The sequence below is a fragment of the Microbulbifer sp. Q7 genome (assembly GCF_001639145.1).
Lineage (GTDB): Bacteria > Pseudomonadota > Gammaproteobacteria > Pseudomonadales > Cellvibrionaceae > Microbulbifer.
The window spans coordinates 2,499,759-2,517,408 of the sequence record NZ_LROY01000002.1; the positions used below are offsets into that span (position 1 = coordinate 2,499,759).

Annotated in this window: 10 protein-coding genes; 1 reads left to right on the forward strand and 9 read right to left on the reverse strand. The window is 60.7% G+C overall.

Annotation, left to right across the window (positions count from 1 at the left end; all coding sequences use genetic code 11):
* Window positions 1–159: 159 nt before the first annotated feature.
* On the reverse strand, window positions 160–1,122 hold the full coding sequence (glk, locus tag AU182_RS16000; protein WP_082859535.1) for a glucokinase: 963 nt from the start codon (window positions 1,120–1,122) through the stop codon (window positions 160–162).
* Window positions 1,123–1,816: 694 nt separating this feature from the next.
* On the opposite strand from glk, the gene AU182_RS16005 reads away from it, so the two are divergent.
* A complete protein-coding gene (locus tag AU182_RS16005) occupies window positions 1,817–2,977 on the forward strand; it encodes an AraC family transcriptional regulator (protein WP_066967457.1) in 1,161 nt (386 codons plus the stop codon).
* Window positions 2,978–3,116: 139 nt separating this feature from the next.
* On the opposite strand, the gene AU182_RS16010 is transcribed toward AU182_RS16005, so the two are convergent.
* The 8 genes from AU182_RS16010 to AU182_RS16045 all read right to left on the reverse strand — a co-directional run bounded on the left by AU182_RS16010 (window position 3,117) and on the right by AU182_RS16045 (window position 17,633).
* Window positions 3,117–5,663, reverse strand: coding sequence for an exo 1,3/1,4-beta-D-glucan glucohydrolase (locus tag AU182_RS16010; protein WP_066967460.1), 2,547 nt, complete (start codon window positions 5,661–5,663; stop codon window positions 3,117–3,119).
* Between the two features lie 223 nt (window positions 5,664–5,886).
* The gene (locus AU182_RS16015; RefSeq protein ID WP_066967463.1) at window positions 5,887–7,380 is read right to left on the reverse strand and encodes a tryptophan halogenase family protein; all 1,494 of its coding nucleotides are present in this window, start codon (window positions 7,378–7,380) and stop codon (window positions 5,887–5,889) included.
* A gap of 36 nt (window positions 7,381–7,416) precedes the next feature.
* Window positions 7,417–8,430, reverse strand: coding sequence for a cupin-like domain-containing protein (locus AU182_RS16020; protein ID WP_066967466.1), 1,014 nt, complete (start codon window positions 8,428–8,430; stop codon window positions 7,417–7,419).
* The gene (locus AU182_RS16025) at window positions 8,427–9,977 is read right to left on the reverse strand and encodes a tryptophan halogenase family protein (RefSeq protein ID WP_066967469.1); all 1,551 of its coding nucleotides are present in this window, start codon (window positions 9,975–9,977) and stop codon (window positions 8,427–8,429) included. The genes AU182_RS16020 and AU182_RS16025 overlap by 4 nt, the downstream gene beginning before the upstream one ends.
* A gap of 108 nt (window positions 9,978–10,085) precedes the next feature.
* Window positions 10,086–13,025 (reverse strand): TonB-dependent receptor, encoded by a 2,940-nt coding sequence (locus tag AU182_RS16030; RefSeq protein WP_066967472.1) that lies wholly within the window; start codon window positions 13,023–13,025, stop codon window positions 10,086–10,088.
* A gap of 371 nt (window positions 13,026–13,396) precedes the next feature.
* Window positions 13,397–14,293, reverse strand: a complete 897-nt coding sequence (locus tag AU182_RS16035; RefSeq protein WP_153039261.1) for a sugar ABC transporter permease — start codon at window positions 14,291–14,293, stop codon at window positions 13,397–13,399.
* Window positions 14,290–16,539, reverse strand: a complete 2,250-nt coding sequence (locus tag AU182_RS16040; RefSeq protein WP_066967476.1) for an extracellular solute-binding protein — start codon at window positions 16,537–16,539, stop codon at window positions 14,290–14,292. Before AU182_RS16040 ends, AU182_RS16035 begins: the two co-directional genes overlap by 4 nt.
* Entirely contained in the window at window positions 16,533–17,633 is a 1,101-nt protein-coding gene (locus AU182_RS16045; protein ID WP_066967478.1) for an ABC transporter ATP-binding protein, read from the reverse strand. The genes AU182_RS16040 and AU182_RS16045 overlap by 7 nt, the downstream gene beginning before the upstream one ends.
* Window positions 17,634–17,650 lie beyond the last annotated feature (17 nt).

Below are 17,650 nucleotides of genomic sequence, written 5' to 3' on the forward strand. Positions count from 1 at the left end.
TCCACCCCCAGGGGGGGAGGAGGGGGGAGAAGCTGGGGCCGGCGGAGGAGTAGAGGAGGTAACGGAGCCGGCCCCGGTCACCATTGCGGGGCGATTATACGGAATGAACAAATATTGTTCAGCACTAAGGAGAGGATTTATCGGGGGAGAACGCGGCGGTCAGCTTTCCAGGAAGGCGGCTGCACCGATCAGTGCCGGATAGCCGGCTTTCAGTACGTCCACACGCACGCCCTGCAGCCAGTCGCCCAGACAACCTTTGGTGGTAAAGCGCTGTTCGAACTGGCTTTCCGGCAACAGGGATTCGATCCGCGGCAGCACGCCGCCGCCAAGGAACACACCACCGCGGGCCACGTAGTAGAGCGCGGCATCGCCGGCGGCGCTGCCGAGGAAATTGAGGAAATCGATCAGGGTTTCCCGGCACAGGGGGTCGGAGCCATCCAGGCCGCGGCCGCTCACGTCCGGCGGCGTCAGCTCTTCCGCCGAGCGGCCGTGCAGGGCACATACGGCGCGATACAGGTTCACCAGGCCGCCGCCGCTCAGCACATACTCGTTGTACACCGGCATCTGCTCCCGGGCCAGAATGCGCAGCAGCTCCAGCTCCCGCTCACTGCCAGCGGAAAGGTTGGCATGGCCGCCCTCCCCGGGCACCACTCGGTAGCTGCCGCCGTCGCTCACCAGCGCGGCAACACCCAGGCCGGTGCCCGGGCCGAGCACCACCATGGGGCCGCCTTTTTGCGCGGGCACATCCCGCAGCGCCCACTTGTCTTCTTCCGGCAGGCGCGGCAGGGACAGTGCCAGCGCGGCAAAATCATTCACCACCAGTGCTCGGTCGAGGGAGAAGCGCGCACAGAGCTCTTCGGCGCGAATATCCCAGCCCAGATTGGTCATGGTCACGCGACCGCCCTGAGGCGTCTTCTCCACTGGCCCCGCCACCGCTACGCACGCGTCCTTGGGGGCCGCCTGATCCAGTCCTTCCAGCCATTGCGCCATCGCGGCATAGAAGTCGCCAAACTTGGCGCAATTCACCACCTGAATGGCCTCCAGCCGGTAGCCCCCCTGGTGAGGATGAGCGATAGCGAAGCGGGCATTGGTGCCGCCGATGTCCGCAACGATTCTGGTCATGGCACTTTCCTTATACATTCCTCGAGCCCCGCCTGCCGCATTTCCCAGCACACGGGTTTGAATTTTAGCCCGCCGCACACCTGCGCGACGCCCACTGCCTGATGGGGGCTATCGCATAGTGCACCATCCAGCGTGAACCGTGCGGGCCGGCCCCAAAAAAGGCGCTATAAGGTAATGATTCGCCGACAAAAACTCCAGCCCTTCCTTGCGGGAGAGATACAAATATGGGGGAATGACGCGTCTGCAGTATTCTGGGCACGCCGCATTGGGCTGGAGGCTGGTGCCGCCGAGCGTGGGAAGAGAGTGTCGGGCAAAAGAAAAAAAACACCGGCAGGTATCCCTGCCGGTCTTGCCAAGCGAGAAAGGGCGACGAGAAAGCCCCTTCAGCGGAAGAAGAGAGATGAATACGAGCTTCCCTGTGTCACCGTGCCCCAGCGCCGGGATGCACTGCGCCTGGACATTGTGAACCAGAGACCCGGGGGCCAGTCTGCGCCGCCCCGCTCGGCGCGTCGCCCCACTTTCATGCGCGCGACAAACTGGGGCAGTTCACTTTGCACTTTTCGTTACATGGGATATCCCGGAGGGACTGGAGCGGCCAGCCTCAGCTCCTCCCACAACGGGAATTCTCATATACTCCCTACCCCACAAGACCAATAAAAAATAACAACGACAATGTCCGACCGGCGATGACTCCATGAAAGAATATATATTCAATATCCACGATGTAGTGCTGTTGATGACAGCCGCCGAGTGCCTGCTGCTGGCCGTGTTCCAGTCGATACTCCCCACCCGGGCCCGACACGATGGCCGCCTGCTCACCGCGTTCCTGCTGATTATTGCGGTGGCCTCGAGCTGCACACTGATCCTGTGGAACGACCAGTTCGCCCTCGCCCCCTGGTTTGAGCAGACGCTGCTGCCGTACCTGCTGTTTGCCGCCCTGCTGCTGAAGGGGCCGGCGATCTACTTGTACGTCTGCTCGCTGACACGGCAAAAGCTGGCCTTCAACTCCAAGCTGGCGGTGCACCTGCTACCGGCCCTCGCGATACTGCTGTGCCTTGCCATATTCGGCATTTCCAGCACGGATCTGCGCCTCGCCTCGGATACCGCGAACCCATCTCCCTCCCTGGTCATCGAGCTGATCTGGGATCTGGTCTCGCTGGTGCCGTTCCTGTACGCAGTTGCCACCCTGCTGCAGATTCGCCGCTATCGCCACGCGCTGAAAGATGAATACTCGCACTTTTCGGAAGTGGAGCTGGACTGGCTCTCGGCCCTGGCTTGGGGGGTGTGCATCGCCTGGGCATGGACCATGGTGGTGCATGTGGTGGCCAAATTTTCCAGCGAGAACGTCGCCGACTACATGGGTATTGCCGACAACTACCTGTCATTTATCCTGATCAACGCGTTTTTCGCCTACAGCCTGACCTACGCGCACCAGTTGCTGGCGACCCAGCCCAAGGAAGAGCCCCGCGAACCCGCGTCCGAGCCCGAGGAGCCGACAGAGCCCGCCATCGAGAAGGTGCGCAGCGCCATGGAGAACGACCGCATCTTCCTCAAAAAGAACCTCAACCTGGAACAGTTTTCCGAGCGCATTGACCTCCCCGCAAAGGAAGTGTCAGCGGTGATCAACAAGCACTTCGGCACCAACTTCTTTGAATTCGTCAACAGCTACCGGGTAGAGGCCGCCAAGGCGTTGCTGGCCGATCCGCAGAATGCGGATATGACGGTGCTGGATGTGTTGCTGGAATCCGGGTTCAACAGCAAGTCCGCCTTCCACCGCTTCTTTAGCCGCCTGGTGGGCATGTCACCCACGGAGTTTCGCAAGCAGGCCATGGCCAAGGGCCCGGCGGAACCCTAAGCACTGCCGCGGCATCCCGCCGCTCCCGACAAGCAGGGCAAACTGCCGCGATGTTCCGTCCGGCATAAAAAAAAGCACCGACTGGGTCGGTGCTTTTTTGTTGCTCACAGGTTTTACTCACCGCCCAACGTCGGCGGCATTACCCGCAATGGATATCGGCCTTCGCATCGGCGGCGACATGGATGTTGTGTACGGTCATATCCAGCGCACCCGCGGTACGTACATAGAAGGGCGACAGCACCATGTCCATTTTCACCCCGTCGGTCGCCAGACACTGCAGGTCCACCGCCACGGTTTTCCACTCGCCTGCGGTCATGCCGCTGAGGACTTCGGTAATCGCTTGCTCTGCCCCGCAGTCCATACCGCAGTTGATACCGATATTCACCGCATCACTGGGCGCGCGGTCGATCTTCACATCAAATACCAGCGCCCCACCGTTGGCCGCATAGCGGGACAGGTCGGTGCGACTGTTGGCGAAGAAACCAACGGTGGCATCGCCCTCACCAGTCCACTGCAGACGGCGGCTGTCTTCCTGCACATTGCGGTCCACCGATTTGACGCTGATACCGTTCAGTTTGGTCACACTGCTGGAGATGACCGACTGATGGTTAGCCGCATCCACCACCTGAAAGTGCCAGGGGTCGAGCGCACGGCCGTTAAAGATCGCCAGGGACTCGCGGCCTTCCGCCTGCTGCAGTCCGCTCTCCTCGGAAAGCGCGGCCATTTGCACGCTATCGCTGTAGCTGAGGCCGTAACCGTACTGGAACAGCGCCTGGGCTTCGTTTTCACCGCGGTTGCGCACCACCGGGGTGGCATCATCCGGCCAGGAGAAGGTCAGTTTGCCGGTGAAGTCGTACTGCACGTTACCCTGCGCATCGCGGAAAATGACGTCCGCCACACCCGCGCCTTCGGTACCCGGCTGCCAGATCACGGCAAAGGCATCACTCGCATTGAGCTGCGGATTGATCCACAGCGGGCGGCCGGTAATGAACAGTCCCACCACCGGGATACCCTGCGCACGCAGGCGCTGCATCAGGGCCAGGTCTTGCTCGCCCTGGTAGCGAAGATTGGAAACATCGCCCTGCATTTCGGCGTACGGATCTTCTCCGAATACCACGATGGCCACATCCGGCTTGGTGGCAAAGCTGCCGTCTGTCGACAACTGAACACTGCCGCCCGCGCTTTCCACCGCTTCTGCGATACCACCGTACACCGAGGTGGCGCCGGGGAAATCGGCATTCTGGTTGCCGGTGCCCTGCCAGGTCACGCTCCAGCCGCCGGACTGCTTGCCGATGTTGTCGGCACCGTCACCGGTCACCAGCACCTTCTGGTTCCGCGCCAGGGGCAGCAGTCCATCGTTGTTCTTCAGCAGCACCAGGGACTCGCGCACCGCCTGGCGGGCGATGGCGCGATGCTCCGGCGCACCGATCAGGGATTCGTCACCGGCATAAGCGCGCTCGGAAGGCGCACCGGCGTCAAACAGGCCAGCGCGCAGCTTCACACGCAGGATGCGTCGCACCGCATCGTTCAGGCGCTCGGCTGAGATCTCACCACTTTTGGCCTGCGCAACCGTATTGGCGAACAGCTCTTTCCAGCTGGGGTCCGGCGCCATGAACATATCCAGGCCGGCATTGATGGACTGCGGGCAGCTCACATTGCTACAACCATTCACAAACTGGTGACCAGCCCAGTCACCGATGATGAATCCATCAAAGCCCAGCTGCTGCTTCAGCACATCGGTCATCAGATACTTGTGACCGTGCATTTTTTTGCCGTTCCAGCTGCTGAAGGACGCCATCACCGTCTGCACGCCGGACTCGATCGCAGAGAAGTAACCCTGCGCGTGGATATCCATCAGCTCCTGCTCGCTGAGCATGGCATCACCACGGTCGATACCATTTTCGGTACCGCCATCGGCGAGGAAGTGCTTGGCCGTACTGACCACATACTTGCCGCGCAGCAGGTCACCACTGCCCGGGGTGCCCTGCAGCCCTTCCACCAGTTCACCGGCGTAGTCGCGCACCACTTCGGGGTCTTCAGAGTAGGATTCGTAACTGCGGCCCCAGCGATCATCGCGGGTCACGGCGAGGGTGGGGGCAAACACCCAATCGATTCCGGTGGCGGACACCTCGGCGGCGGTCACTTCACCAATCTTGCGCATCAGCTCAGGATTGTGCGTGGCCCCGAGGGCAATATTGTGCGGAAACAGGGTCGCGCCGATCACGTTGTTGTGGCCGTGTACCGCGTCGGTACCCCAGATCATGGGAATCGCCACACCGCCGTCGCTGGTATCCATGGAAGCGTGGTAATAACGATCCGCCAAGGCCACCCAGTCGGCGACACTGGCATGCTTGTTGTTGTCGGGGAAGGAACCACCACCGTTGAGAATGGAGCCGATATGGTACTCCCGGACCTCTTCCGGTGTGGCCGTACGAATTTCCACCTGGATCATCTGACCCACTTTCTCTTCCACGCTCATCTGCGCCAGCAATGCGTCGATGCGTGATTCAATACTCGGGTCCTGTTGGATAGCACTGGTCAACATTGGCCAGTCTGCGGTGAGCACGGCCTTGCTGGTCGCATCTGTCGCCGGTTTGGCGGTGGAGGCTTTCTCGCCATCGCAGCCCGCGAGGCTGGCTGCCACTATCAGTCCGGAGATGCCCCCCAGCAAAATTCGCTTTTTCATCACCGCAAAACTCCCGTTTATTTTTCTGTAACGTTTTATGACTTGCTGTCGCCAGATGGTCGCGGGCCATTCAAAAAAATCCCAGTGCGTACCCGGCTTTTCCAGTCTTCTTTTTTACGACGTGCGGTGAACAGCGTCGTCCCACTTTGAATTCTCGGACCAATGTGGTGCACACCACCTTCCCACCCACCGCTGCGGACGAACTGGGAACCTGTGAAACCCACTAGGAATGGGACTTGCTGGCACCACCAACAAAGTTCGCGAGATAGTCGTTGTGATCCTTAAGGGACGCCACCTGCTGGTCCACGCCCCGCTTGATCTGCTGGATGAAGCCTGCCAGCTCCTGCTCGGACATACTGTCCACCAGCGGGTGATAGCGTTCCGGCATCAGCCCCTGCCCCAACATCACCTGCTGCCAGGAATCCACAAACAGTTCATTGGCCTCGCGGAATACGTGGCCGGTCTCGCGGAACATGTCGATCTTCGCCGCCAGCGTATCCGGGATTTCCATTTGCCGGCAGTGCCGCCAGAACTCGGTGTCGTCCCGATCCGTAACCTTGTAGTGCAGAATGATGAAGTCGCGAATGCGCTCCATATCAAATGCACACTGCCGGTTGAACTCATCCACCTCCCGCGGGTGAATCTCGGTCTGGGGAAAGAACCGAAGAAAGCGCACGATATTCTGCTGGATCAGGTGGATGCTGGTGGACTCCAGCGGCTCCAGAAACCCGCTGGAAAGACCCACCGCCAGGCAGTTCTTGTGCCACTGCTTGCGCCGGCGTCCGGTCTGGAATTTGATCAGCAGCGGATCGGTCAGCGTCTTGCCACGGATATTTTCCAAAAGCTGCTCACGGGCCGATTCATCACTCTGATAGCTGCCCGCATACACCAGCCCGTTGCCCACCCGGTTCTGCAAGGGAATCCGCCACTGCCAGGCACTTTCATGGGCGATGGAGCGGGTAAACGGCACCGGCGGTTCCACCGCTTCCGTCTGCACCGCAACGGCACTGTCGCAGGGCAGCCAGTGCGACCAGGACTCGTATCCGGTATGCAGGGCCTTTTCAATCAACAGCGCACGCATCCCGGTACAGTCGATAAAAAAGTCACCCGCCACTTCCTGACCGGAGTCGAGTTTCAGTGCGCGGATATAGCCGTTGTGCGGGTGCAACTGGACCTGGTCGATCTTGCCCTCCACCCGCTGCACCCCGAAGCCCTCGCTGAACTTGCGCAGGTAGGCGGCGTAGCGGCTGGCATCCATGTGAAACGCGTAGTTCAGACCGATGTTGGGCAGATGGGAAAACTTATGCGCTTCCGCGGCGCGGCGCTCGAGGCAATACTCACCAAAATCTTCCGCCAGACCGAGCTGCCGGGCGCGCATCCAGAAATGCTGGAAACCACATGCCCAGCAGTCTTTACCGGTCACGCCGAACGCATGGGTGTAATCCTTTCCCACATCCCGCCAGTTTTCGAAGCGGATACCCAATTTATAGGTACCCTGGGTTTCGCGCAGGAATTCCGCCTCGTCGATTCCCAGCAGGCGGTGAAAAAATACCAGGGTGGGAATGGTGGCTTCACCCACGCCAATGGTGCCGATGGATTCCGACTCCACCAGAGTGACTTCGATCTGCCCACCCATCAGTTTGGACAGCGCGGCGGCGGTCATCCAACCGGCGGTACCACCGCCGGCAATGACCACTTTCTTTATCGCTTGGCTCATGCTTCTCTCGTCCGTTCTATTTCAAATTGCGGAAGTTCATGGCATCCGCTGTAGTTTTTCGAGTAAATGCTTTTTCAGGTTTGCCGCGGCATTCCGATCAAGGTCGGCGAGCAAGCCGCGGCGATGCTCCGGGATGGCTTCGGCAGCCGCGTCCCGGTTCACCACAAAATGTTCGAACAGCTGGCCCCAGGCCTCACGCTGCGACTTTGGTAAACCGCCGATGCTCAGCAGTGCGTGCATAAGCGCATCCTGCGGCAGGCCTGTCCAGTTGGGTGTGGAGCGCCACCAGTAGTTCACCAGCATATTCACTGCGTCCAGGCTCTCCACCTGGTGCCACCACATGCTGGGCACATAGAGCACATCACCGGGCTCCATTTCCGCCACCTGCGCCGCTTCCAGTGCCTTCTGGTAGTTAGGGTAGCGTGCAAAATCCGGCTTATAAAAATCCACCAGACTGATGGCCTGGCCCGCGGGATTAAAGTCCAGCGGGCCAGGGTAGAGATTGGCCACCTGCTCCGGCGGAAACAGGGTGAAACGGCGTCGGCCCGCGACTACGCAGGCCAGGTTTTCCGGCAAGTCAAAATGCGCAGCGACTCGGGTGCGATTGCCGAACCAAAGGGATACCAGCGGCTGAAGTTCACCGATGGGCAGGTCGTTTTGCGCGCGCAGACTGGGCAGGTGGCGGTCTACCGGTGTGGAGCCCACGTAACAGTGTTCCGACCGATCCACTTCCTGCTCCAGGCTGCGCAGGGTCGTCATCAGATCGCCCGCACCGCGGCTGAAATTGAACCCGCTCATGGTGTCATCGTAGAAGATGCGCCCTTCCGTTTCCGCCGCCGCGCGAAACACCATAACCGGAAGACCGCGATCGAACGCGGCAAGATATTGGGAAAGGTTGCCCGCCTTTGCCGCAACCACCATCGGCCAGTGCGACGTCGCACCCTTGATCAGCAGCGGCGTTGTGCGATCCGCGGTAAGCGCGGCAATGTCTTCGCCCGTCACACCCGAGCAGGTTTCCACCGCCGGGATGGATTCTGGATACATGTTCATACGGGTGCCCCCGAGGCGCTGCGCGCGACCAGCTGCGCAAGCAACGCCCGGTTCGTTGGCAGCCCCTGGCGGTAGCTTGCCAGCTGCTTTTGCACCTCGGCCAGCAGTTGTTGCGCGCGTGCCTGGTCGCCATCTTTGCGCGGCGCGCGGCTGTTGTCGCAGGGGAACCCCATTCCATTCAGCACATAGCGGTAGCTGGCCGGTGGAAACAGGGGCTGCGCCTGCGGGAAATCCTGTTTGGACGGTGGCCGGTGTCGCCACTGAATCAGGTTCTCGCGCAGGCTTTCCGGTATGGAGGCATCGTCCCGGTGGGCAAGCCAGTATTCGGAGTCGGTACGCTCGGACAGCACATAGTGCAGCTTGAGGAAGTCCAGGATGTTGTCCCAGTGCGTGACGATTTGCCGGTTGAAGCGTTTTGCCGAGATGGCCATTTCGTCGACATTTGCGGGCAACAGATCACGGATCAGGCCCGCGCTCTGCTCAACCAACGCCAGCGCGGAGGCCTCCAGCGGTTCGATAAAACCCGCCGACATGCCTACCGCAACACAATTGCTCTGCCACATATGCGCGCGATGGCCCGGCGCAAAGGCCAGCTCGCGAAATTGCAGCGCATCAAGAGTTTCTGCGGGCACCGACTGCGCGAGCACATTACGGAAGTCGGCTTCCACCTGTGCCGCATCGGAAAACTGACTGGAATACACATAGCCCATGCCGCGACGGGTGGGCAGGCCGATATCCCAGATCCAGCCGTTGGCGCGTGCGGTGGCGCGGGTCACCGATGCGATGGGCGCATCCGATGAGCGGTAGGGAATCTGCACCGCCAGTGCGCGGTCATTGAACAGGGTTGCCGAGCGGTCCACCCAGGGCACCTGAAGAAACTCGCCGATGAGTTTGCCGGCGCGACCGGAGCAATCAACAAACAGGTCCGCATCAAAGCGAGCCCCCGCATCGCTCACCAGAGCGCTGATGTCGCCGCTGGCTGCCCCTTCCACCGACGTTATGTTCGCGCGGATATGCTGCACCCCCAGGTGTCGCGTGCAGTGATCGCGCAGCAGCAACCCGAACTTGGTCGCATCAAAGTGATAGGCGTAATTCAGTACGCCGGCGTAGTCCGGTGTCGCCAGTTGCTTGGGGGCGAGTTGCGCATCGCATACCGCCGCCTGGGGCGTAACAGCCTGGGCGTAGTCGGTGGTTGCGAAGCGTGATAAATCTTGTTCGAAGTAGCCGTGTGGCAAAGAGAAGGGATGGTAGTAATGATCCTGTGGCCCGTTGTTATGCCAGCCGGTAAACAGGGACCCCTGCTTGAAAGACGCCTCGCACTGGGCAAACAAACGTGCCTCACTGAGGCCGATACGCCGCAGGGTTTCGCGCATGGATGGCCAGGTGCCTTCACCCACACCGATGGTGGGAATATCCGGCGACTCCACCAGGGTGATATCACAGGCACCCCCACTGGCACGACCATGTTCGGCCGCCAGCACACCGGCCGTCAGCCAGCCAGCCGCACCGCCACCGAGAATCAGGATGCTCAACGGAGCCTGTTGCATTACAACGTCTCCCACAAGTTGGTGATGTAAAAGATAGGGCGCGCTTGCGCGCGCCCTTCACGTCCTGTGAGACGGGGGCGGCACTTTCGTGTCGCCCCGGGGCTTGCTTTAGAAGCTGTAACGCACGCCCAGGTTATAGCGGGCACCGGTCTGGTAGGCACCGATCATCATGTTCTCGGCACGGCCATACAGACGCTTGGTCTCGCTGGTCAGGTTAATACCTTCGAAGAACACGGTGAGGTTGTCCTGCACGTCGTAGCTTGCGCTGGCATCCCACTGGCCGTAAGACGCAACGTATACCGGGTTGCGCTCACCGTTCCCATCGAACGTACCAGCCAGGAAGTCATCGCGCCAGTTGTAGGCAATACGCGCCTGAATTCCGTTCTTGTCATAGAAGCCGACAAGGTTCGCGGAATCACTCAGGCCGAGCAGTGCAAACTGGTTTTCGACACCCTCACCCTTGTTGGTGTTGAAGTTGTCGTAGGCGATGTCGCCATCTACCGTGGTGAAGTTGAACTGCGTACCAAAGCCGGTATCCGCAAACATGTGCTGCACGGCGAACTCGAAGCCGTCAATACTGGCTTCTTTTTCGTTAACCGGAGCCAGTACATTAAATACCGCCAGCGCATCGCCATCTGCTGCAGAACCGACGATCGGGCCGCCGTAAATAGACTCGAGGTAAGCGCGGATTGCACCCAGATCGTTTGTGCCCAGAGCCGCAGCTGCTTCTTCAAAGCGCGGGCCCTGTGCCGGGTGCGCCAGGTCGAAGGTGGTTTCTGAGAAAGAGCCCAGACCAATGAAGTTCTCTACGTCTTTGCTGTAGTAACCCGCAGAGACATAGCTGGCCTCGCCGTAGTACCACTCGGCAGAGAAGTCGAAGTTGGTAGACTCGAACGGATCCAGGTCCGGATTGCCGCGGAATGCATTACCGCCGTTGAAGCGCAGCAGTGAGTCGATGGTCTGGCCACCCTGAATATCGCCGTACCCCGGACGGGTAATGGTCTTGCTGAAAGAGGCGCGCGCAACTACGTCTTCCTGCAACTGAATGTCGAAGTCGACATTCGGCAGGAAGTTGCTGTAAGCACCCTTCTGTTCGCTAAAGCCTTCACCGGTAGTTTGCGCACGGAATTCGTTGTCGCCGACCCACTCGATGCGGTCATATACCGGTACTTTTGCCTTGGCATCCACCTCGGTATCTTCAAAGCGCATGCCCACAGCCAAATTCATCGGCATGGCAGCGTCGTCCCAGGACAGGTTTACCTGCGCGTAAACAGACTGCTGGGTTTCGATGGCGGTACGATCGGTGCTGAAGTCGTTGCTGGCACACAGCACTGGGCCACAAGGGCTCAGAACATCGCCATTGGCGGCAGCAATCGCAGCGATAGCAGCACGCATACCCTCGAAGTCAGAGGCGTAGTAATACGGCGTCATCTCGGCGCTGTCGGCGCTGCTGAAATCATCCAGCGCGTTCGCCATGCTCTTCTGTACAAACAGAGCATCGTCGTAGTCCGCAGCGGTGCCGTAGCCACCCCAGGAATCGTTCTGCACATTGGCGAACGCAGAGCGGTTGCTGGACTCACTGAATCCGATACCGAAGTCAATGCTCTTCACCACGCCAGCGTCAACATCGAAGGTGCCATCAAAGCGTGCCTGTTCGATGTCGTGCTTCATGTATGCGTTATTGAACACGTTACCGGAAGTCAGCATCTGGGACGGGTCAAAACCCTGGCCGTCGATAAAGTCAAAGCTTACGGCCGGCAGGTCGTAACCGTAGTTCACGGTCGTGGCTGCGCGGTTGTACTGAACACCGGCGATGTTGTTGTTGGTACCACGGTCGTCCTTGGCACCGTTCTCGGCGCTGGAGTTGTGGTAGTCAAACGCCAGGGTCAGGTCCTCACGGGGATTCCAGACCAGGTTCAGGCCAACGGAGTTGTTTTCGTTAACGGAACCCCACTCACCGGCATTGAAGGTTACGTCAGAACCAGTGCCATCCGTGTAGATGATTGGCGCTACCACACTGCCGTTGCCCGAACCTTCGGTGAAGGAGCCGGAAACCGGTACACCGTTGAACCAGGCACCCATGGCATTGTACTGGTGCTCAACATCCTGCTCGGCGTAGGCGTAGTCCAGGGTCGCTTCGAACTCGTCGGAAGGCGCCCACTGCAGGGTCAGGATGGCGTTGGTGCGCTCACGCTGGGTCTCTGAGAAGTTGAACCCGATACCGCGCGGTACAGAGTAGATGTCCCCGGCCTGTGGGGCGTTCTCAAAGTTGGGGTTATCCGGAGCGATGGAGCCCCAGTCGCCCTGCCCGCCCGGAATGGTGTACCAGCCGGGGCCGGTTTCGGAGCCGGCCTGGCCGGAGTGGCGCTCGGAGAAGGAGCCGGCGAAAGAAACACCGATGGTATCGTCCGCGAACTTGCCGCTGTAGATACCGGACAGCTCCGGAGTCAGGGAATCACCTTCCTCGCTGGAGGTGTCGTGCATGCTCTTGGCACTCAGCTTCAGGACCGTGTCGGACTGATCCAGCGGGCGCAGGGTACGCACGTTGATCACGGAACCGATACCGCCCGTTGGCTGATTCGCACGACCGGTCTTGAACACATCAACGCCGCTCACACTTTCAGCTGCCAGATTGGCAAAGTCGAAGGAGCGGGAGGAAGAGGCAGTGCCGCTTTCCAGGTTTGCCGCCGGCATCTGGCGACCATTCAGGGTCACGACGTTGTAGTCGGGACCAAAACCGCGCACGGTCACTCGGCTGCCTTCACCGTTCTGGCGGTCGATCGACACACCGGTGATACGCTGCAGAGATTCCGCCAGGTTGGTATCGGGGAACTTACCGATATCTTCCGCAGAGATGGCATCCACCACGCCCTGGGCGTCGCGCTTGATATCCATTGACTGCTCGAGGCTGCCACGGATACCGGTTACCACCACTTCTTCCAGAGCGGCATCACCTTCGCCCTGGGCAAATGCCTGGCTGTTGATTCCTGCCATGGCGGCAATCGCCACGGCAATGGATTTCTTCTTGAATCCGGCTGTTCTATTCATGGAGTTGTCTCCCCCATCGTCACGTCATTTTATTTATTGGTTTCGCCATGAGGGGGCCCCTGAAAACACAAACAAACGACCCGCTCTGGCGCCAACGTATACTCCGCCGGTGTGCCAAATTGAGTCGTCCCACCTTTCCGAATTACGGAAAAATGGACTTTCCCACCTTCCCGCCCACAAAGCGGGAACAAAAAAGTTATTTATTTTCAATAAGTTACAGATATCACGAAAAACTGAACCAGAAGGGTGCGCGATGTATTGGATGAAGCAGACGACCTTACCGAAAGGGCGAAAAATAGCCAACCGGATTCTGTGACCACAAAGACACCGGCTACGGAGCCTGCAGGGAGATTCAGTGCCTCAGGCCGGACTCAGCCCTTCACCGCACCCGCAACAAGCCCGGAAACCAGAAAGCGCTGCAATGCCAGAAACAGCAGCATTACCGGCAGAGAGACCAGAATGGAGCCCGCAGCGAAATATCCCCACTCGGAGGCGTAGTCACTGACAAAGAAACGCAACCCCACCGGCACGGTGTAGAGTGACTCATCGTCCATGAATATCGAGGCGAGGATGAACTCGTTCCAGGCGGTCATGAATGCGAACAGCCCGGTCACGGCGATGGCCGGGCGCGCCAGGGGCAGGATGATTCGGGTGAAAATGGTCCAGTGACTGGCCCCGTCGAGCAGCGCGGACTCCTCGATCTCATAGGGCAGTGTGTCGAAGTAGCCCTTCAGCATCCACACACAGAACGGCAGCGCGGTAATCGAGTACACCAGTATCAGCCCCAGCCAGGAATTCCCCAGCCCCAGCCACTGCACCACGATCACATAGAGAGGAATCAGCATCAGCACCGCGGGGAACATCTGCGAGATCAGAAACAGCAACATGCCCCGCTGGCGACCGGCGAAGCGGAAGCGGGAAAAGGCGTAAGCGGCGGTACAGCTGAGCGACAGCCCCACCAGCGTGGTGGCGACGGCCACCACCAGGCTGTTGAGCAGCCAGCGCAGGAACGGCTGCTCGGTGAGCACCGCGCGGAAGTTGTCGAGGGTCCACCGCTCCGGCAGCGGGATCAGCGCCTTCAGCTGCTGGGCGAGACTGGCGTCTTGCGGCAGGCCAACGATCAGGGACTGCTGCCCGGAAAACGCGAGGCTGACCACCCACAGCATCGGGTAGAGCACGATCAGCGAAGCGAACACCAGCAGGGCAAAGCGCCAGCTCAGGATGTCGCTCAGGATTCGTGCCAATCGCTGCGGCAAGCGGAGTTTCATCGCACCGCTCCCAGTGTGCGACTGATGCGCATCTGCCACATGGCGTAGCCGAACAGCAGCGCCAGGATCACCATGGAATAGGCGGCGGCGTAGGCGTACTGGTATTTTTCAAAGCCGATGCGAAACGCCCGGGTAATCAGGATATCGTTGGCCCCGGCGGGCGCACCGTCACTGACCAGGTAAATCACATTGAACATATTGAAGGTCCACACCACCGACAGGATCACCGCAGGAATCAGCACCGGCTTCAGCAATGGCAGGGTGATAGAACGGAACTGGAACCAGCGTCCGGCGCCTTCCACCCGGGCCACCTCATACAGCTCCCGCGGAATCGACTGCAGGCCGCCGAGGATCACCACCATCATAAACGGGATGCTCAGCCAAACATTGGTCACCACCCCGGTAAAAAAGCTCGCACCGATGGTGTCGAACCAGGCCACCGGGGCCAGACCCAGCACCTGCAGTCCCTGGTTGATGGCACCGAACTGGGGATGGAACATGCCTTTCCACACCAATGCGGTGATGTAATTGGGAGTTGCCCACGGCAGGATCAGGATCAGGCGGAACCAGGCGCGGCCGGGAATCGGCTTGTACAGGGCCAGTGCCAGTACCAGCGCCAGCCCCACGGAAACCATCACATTGCAGGCGGTCCATAAAATGGTAATCAGCAGGGTCCAGTAAAAGTTGTCGAAGTCGAGGCTGCGCTCGCCGCCCTGACCACGCCAGAGGTCAAAGTCACCGAGGATCGCCACATAGTTGTCCAACCCGATAAAGCGCGACCACAGGGGCGCCTGTTCATTGAACACGGTGGTATCGGTAAACGACAGCAGCAGACCGTACAGCAGCGGGAAAAATACCAGCACCAGCATGCCCAGCACCGCGGGCATCAGGTACAGGTAAGCGGTGCGATTGGACCGCCAGCCTGCCGCCAGTTGCCGCCGGTAGCGCCGCCAGGCCCACAGTGCCAGCAACACCAGCGCAACGGGAATCAGCCACAGCCACACCGGCATCTGTGCCGGCGACTCCCCCCGCACCCGCGAGCGCTCCAGCCGTGCCAGGTCGATACTCAGCTGTCGCTGCAGCTGATGCATCTCTGCCTCCGGCTGCGCCGCGCCCTTCACGATTTTTTTCAGCGCATTTTCCAGTGGCACCCACACCAGGGTCATGGCCGGCAAATTGGGAATGGGTACCGCCACCTCCAGCTGGCGCCGAAATGCCATGGCGGCATCATTGGTCGCGAGCTGTGGATGCGCGAAGGCGCTGATATTGGCCGGCAACTGCCCACCGTCAATGCCCATTATTTCCGCGGACCCGCGGCGGGTAAGAAAGTCCATCACCTCAACCGCCGCCGCCGGGTTATCCGCCCAGGGCGACAGGAACAAACCCTCCACCGCCACCCAAGGCGCCAGCGGCCGGCCGCTCTCACTGTTGATCGGCAGTGGCACCACGCGATAGTTCACCCCCGGGGCGATTTCCCCGAGCATCCAGGGGCCGCTGATCACCATCGCCGCGCGTCCCTGATTGAACAGGCTGGTCACCAGTGTGCTGGTGGGCTCCTCCGGCAGTATCCGGTCGTCGCGCACCCAGTGTGCGAGCATCTCTGTAGAGCGGACATTGGCCTCGCTGTCGAGGTCCAGATTGCCGCCGCGATCGAAAGGCCCGCGGCCAAAGCTGTTCATCAGCGCGCCGTGAAAAAACGGCTCGGTATAGCTGTAGGCGAGCCCAAAACGCCCGCGGTTGCGGTCGGTGTGGCGCCGAGCCTCGGCCACCAGCGCGTCGGTGGTGGCGGGCGCGGTGCGCACCAGATCGGTATTGAGAATCAGCGCGGGACTCTTGAACGCCAGAGGCAGCCCGTAGAGATCACCCCCGAAGGTCATGGCATCGATCAGGTTGGGCGCGAAACGGCGTAACACCCGCTCACTCACATAGCGGTCGATCGGCGCCACCGTATGGCCGGCACTGGCCCAGCCGCCGAGGCGGTCGTGGGCAAATACAAACAGGTCCGGCCCCTGGCCGCGGGGCAAGGCGGCCGAGAGCTTGTCGGCGTAGCCCCCGAACGGGACCGCCAGCGCCTTGACCTCCACCTCGCCCTGGCTGCGGTTGTAGTCCTGGATCAACTGTTCGAAGGCTGCGCGCTCGGCGCCGCGGTAGCCATGCCAGAGGGTGAGCGTTTCCACCGCGCTGGCATCCAATGCCAGTGCCCACTGCACCAGCAGGCAGAGAGCGGCTCCCAGGCGCTTCAGCACGGGGCGGCCCCTACAGGATTGCGGTCCGCGCGGATACGCTGCCCGCTTTGCGCATCAAACAGATACGCCGCGGCGGGATCGAACGCGAGCTGCAGAGTTTCCCCGGGAGTGAATGCCCGCAAACCGGGCAGGCGCGCCACCAGCTGCGCGCCGCCTGCCTGCAGGTGTACCAGCATTTCCGCGCCGAGGCTTTCCACCAGCTCAATTTCACCGCTGAGCCGCGGCCAGCTGGCGGGCGCACCGGCGGCGTAGACCAGCTTTTCCGGGCGCAGCCCCAGCACCAGTTGTGCGCCCTGCCCCGCCAGGTCCGCCCGTGACAGCTGCAGCAAGGCGCAAGTCAAGCGACGGCCATCGTTGGCTACCGGTAGCAGGTTCATCGGCGGCGAGCCCATAAAGCCGGCCACGAACGTGTTGTCCGGATCGTTGTACAGGGTCAGCGGCGTGCCCACCTGCATCAGGCATCCCTGATTCAGAATGGCAATGCGCGAGCCCAGGGTCATGGCCTCCACCTGATCGTGGGTGACGTACACCGAGGTGGTGCCCAGCTGGCGGTGCAGGCGACTGATCACACTGCGCATCTGCACACGCAGCTCCGCATCCAGATTGGACAGGGGCTCATCGAACAGAAACACCTGCGGATCGCGCACCATGGCGCGCCCGAGGGCCACCCGCTGGCTCTGACCGCCGGACAACTGGGCCGGTTTGCGCTGCAACAGATCAGCGAGCCCGAGTGTCTCCGCCGCCTCGCGCACCCGGCGCTCGATACCCAGCTTGGGAAAATTGCGCACCCGCAGACCGAAGGCCATGTTGTCGAACACGGTCATATGCGGGTACAGGGCGTAGCTCTGGAACACCATGGCGATGTCCCGGTCTTTGGGGGGCAGGTCATTGACCCGGTGACCGCTGATATAGAGGTCGCCGGAAGAGATAGATTCCAGCCCGGCAATCATGCGCAGGATGGTGGACTTGCCGCAGCCGGAGGGGCCCACCAGCACCATGAACTCGCCATCGCGAATGTCCAGATCGAGCCCCGGCACGGTAAGGGGGCCATCGTCGTAACGCTTGCTGACATTTCTGAATTCAATATTCGCCAACGGGTCTCTCGCTCATC

Coding starts and splice junctions, on each gene's coding strand:
- AU182_RS16030 (WP_066967472.1), bottom strand. CDS start 13,025: ATGAATAGAACAGCCGGATTCAAGAAGAAATCCATTGCCGTGGCGATT.
- glk (WP_082859535.1), bottom strand. CDS start 1,122: ATGACCAGAATCGTTGCGGACATCGGCGGCACCAATGCCCGCTTCGCT.
- AU182_RS16025 (WP_066967469.1), bottom strand. CDS start 9,977: ATGCAACAGGCTCCGTTGAGCATCCTGATTCTCGGTGGCGGTGCGGCT.
- AU182_RS16035 (WP_153039261.1), bottom strand. CDS start 14,293: ATGAAACTCCGCTTGCCGCAGCGATTGGCACGAATCCTGAGCGACATC.
- AU182_RS16020 (WP_066967466.1), bottom strand. CDS start 8,430: ATGAACATGTATCCAGAATCCATCCCGGCGGTGGAAACCTGCTCGGGT.
- AU182_RS16005 (WP_066967457.1), top strand. CDS start 1,817: ATGAAAGAATATATATTCAATATCCACGATGTAGTGCTGTTGATGACA.
- AU182_RS16010 (WP_066967460.1), bottom strand. CDS start 5,663: ATGAAAAAGCGAATTTTGCTGGGGGGCATCTCCGGACTGATAGTGGCA.
- AU182_RS16015 (WP_066967463.1), bottom strand. CDS start 7,380: ATGAGCCAAGCGATAAAGAAAGTGGTCATTGCCGGCGGTGGTACCGCC.